We start from the raw sequence: 2,772 nt of genomic DNA, 5'->3' as shown, positions 1-2,772 counted from the left end.
CGTTGGCGGCGGTCCTCCTCTTCGGCGCGCTGGCGCTGAAGCTGACGCGGGACGCTGTCGACGATCACGTAATTCCCCATGGGGGCCGATCATCGAATTCCCCACGGGGTCAATCAGGGAATTCCCCAGGCAGGCGATCAAGGAATTCCCCACCCGGGGCTGATGGCGGATTCGCTACACGGCGGGGGTCACCTCCTCACTGCGGTCGGGCGCAGGCGCCGGTTTGGGTGGTGTAGCTTGACCGGGCCGCTTTCGCGGCCGGTAGCTCGGCCCCTCGATCAGCACGTGGTGGGAGGCGTTGACCAGCCGGTCCAACGCGCCCTCCGCGAGGACCGGATCGGCGAAGAGCGCGTACCAGTCCTGCGGTGGCCGGTTGGAGACCACGATGGTCGAGCGCCGCAGGTAGCGGTCGCAGACCAGCTGGTAGAGGTCCTCGGACTGCGGGGCGGAGAAGGCGTGGAGCCCGAAGTCGTCGAGGATGAGCAGGTCGGGCGCGAGATAGCCGCGGAAGCGCTGCTCGTAGGTGCCGTCGGCGCGGCCGCCGCCGAGGTCCGCCAGCAGCCGGGGTGTCTTGACGTAGCGGACGCGGTAGCCCTTCTCGCAGGCGGCGTAGCCCAGGGCCTGGGCGATGTGGGACTTGCCGACGCCCACCGGCCCGCAGATGAGGACCGACTCCTGGTGCTCCAGGAAGCGCAACGTGGCCAGGTCGCGGATCTGGGCCGCCGGGATCTTGGGGTTGGCCTTGAAGTCGAAGTCGGCCAGGGTCTTGACCTCCTCGAACCGCGCCCGGGCGACCCTGAGCGCCAGGGCCTTCTGCCCGCGCCGGTCCACCTCGTCCTCCAGCAGGAGCGTGAGGAACTCCAGGTAGCCGAGCTGTTGGCGCTGGGCCTGCTCCAGCCGCTCCTGCAGGGTGGCGAGGATGCCGCTGAGCTTGAGCCGCTTGAGCGTCCGTTCCAGGTGATGGACCTGCATGCTGGATCACCTCCCGGCCATGGGGAACGTGAAGGCCTCCCGGCCCCGCAGGTAGGCGCCCGCCTTGGCCGGCGGCGGGGCCTCGGGCAGAGGCTCCTGGTCGAGGCCACGGGCGAGGATGGTCTTGACGGTGCGGTAGCGGGGATCGCCGAAGGCCACCGCCCGCTGGCAGGCTGCGTTGAGGCGCTCGGCACCGTAAGTCTGCTCGAGCCGGAGGATCCCCTGGGCCTGGCGCAGGTGGGTGAGGGTGTCGACGGCCAGGAGGGAGCGCACGGCCTCGAGGACGTCGGGACCCAGCTCCTGGGCGCGCTTGAGACACCACTGGGGCGTGCGCTCGTAGAAGGCAACCTTGTCCGGCGGCAGGTCGGCGGGATCGGTCGTCCGGCCGCGGTCGTGGCGCCGGGGGTGCACCTTGACCAGCTCTTCCCCACGGTAGAACTCCACGAGCTTCTGGGTGAGACGGACGTCGAGCCGTTGGCCCCGCAGCGAGTGCGGGACGGAGTAGAGCGCCCCGGCCACCTGGCAGTGGGCGTCCGGCCCGACCTTGGCGGTGGTCCACGTGCTCGGCTCCCACGCGGTCGCAGGGAGGCGCTGCAGCCGCGGCTTCTCTTCGGCCTGGAAGACCTCGAGCGGACGGCGGTGGGTGGTGCCGTGGATCCGCAGGCCGGCGACCTCCCGGCACCATTCGAGTGCCCGCTGGTTCATCGCCTCCAGCGACAGAAGCTTCTCCGCATCGCCCCGCCAGAGGCTTTCGCGTACGTACGGCATCTGGCGCTCCACGCGGGGCTTGTCCTTGGGGTGGCCGCCCCGGGCCGGGTCGATGAGAAACCCGTAGTGGGCGGCCAGCTCGGCATACGCCCGGTTGAGCGTGGGGTCGTACAGATCGGGCTTGAGGACGCCGTCCTTCAGATTGTCCAGGATCACCCGCCGGACAACTCCCGCGAAGAAGGCGAAGGCCTCCACGTGGCAGAGCAGCCAGGTCTGCCGGTCCATGCGCAGCACGAACCGGACGAACATGTGGCGGCTGTAGCTGAGCACCATGGTGAAGACCCACGTCCTGTGCCTGCGACCGCGTACCGGGTCGAGCCACTCCCCCATGAAGCCGAAGTCCACCTGGGCCTCCTCGCCCGGCTCGACCTCCGGACGCCAGACCGTCACCGGGGCCTGCGGAAGCGCCTCGGGCATCATCGCATGGACGTAACGCCGGAAGGTGGCCACGCTCACCGGCAAGCCGGTCCGCTCGACCAGTCGGCGGTGCACCGTGCTCATGCGGTTCGTCTTGAGCTGCTCGCGGATGAACTCCTGATGGCGGTCCAGTTCGGCGAACCAGCCCGAGCGCGGTCGTTCGTGTGCGATCCCCAGCCCTTCCCGGACGAACCGGCGCCACTCCTCGGCGCTCCGAGCCGGGTCCCGGGTCAGCCCGGCCGCCTCCGCGAGCCGGATGTACTTCCGAACGGTCTTCCGGTCGACGCCCAGGCTCCGGCTGATGGCCTGGATGCTCCGGCCGGCCTGCCAGTGCAGGTAGATCTCCACCAGTTGTTCCACGGTCCACGACCTCCGAGCCAATCCTCCGCACCTCCGCTGCCTGTCGAGGTCGCGGAGGGAGTTCGCTTGTCCACGACGTCGAACTGCCCGGGGGTGGGGAATTGGCTGATCGCGCAGGTGGGGAATTCCGTGATCGAGCGGGTGGGGAATTACTTGATCGGTTTGGCCCTCACGGGTGGGGAATTACATGATCGCTGACAGACGCCGACGACGACCTGCGGGCCTACCGCTGGGTGAGCGGCCTGGTCCTGGCCG

Annotated in this window: 2 protein-coding genes; both read right to left on the bottom strand. The window is 69.4% G+C overall.

Going from position 1 to position 2,772, the window contains the following annotated elements:
- Positions 1-174: 174 nt before the first annotated feature.
- A complete protein-coding gene (gene istB / locus QJR14_09255) occupies positions 175-972 on the bottom strand; it encodes an IS21-like element helper ATPase IstB (protein MDI3317786.1) in 798 nt (265 codons plus the stop codon).
- A gap of 6 nt (positions 973-978) precedes the next feature.
- A complete protein-coding gene (istA, locus tag QJR14_09250) occupies positions 979-2,517 on the bottom strand; it encodes an IS21 family transposase (GenBank protein MDI3317785.1) in 1,539 nt (512 codons plus the stop codon).
- Positions 2,518-2,772 lie beyond the last annotated feature (255 nt).

Source organism: Bacillota bacterium, from assembly GCA_029961055.1.
Lineage (GTDB): Bacteria > Bacillota > Sulfobacillia > JAIMAT01 > JAIMAT01 > JAIMAT01.
The sequence above is the reverse complement of the archived record's forward strand: the minus strand, read 5'-3'. Positions and strand labels throughout refer to the sequence as shown.

Excerpts from the sequence above, each read along its gene's own strand:
- istB (MDI3317786.1), bottom strand. The coding sequence starts at position 972 with ATGCAGGTCCATCACCTGGAACGGACGCTCAAGCGGCTCAAGCTCAGC.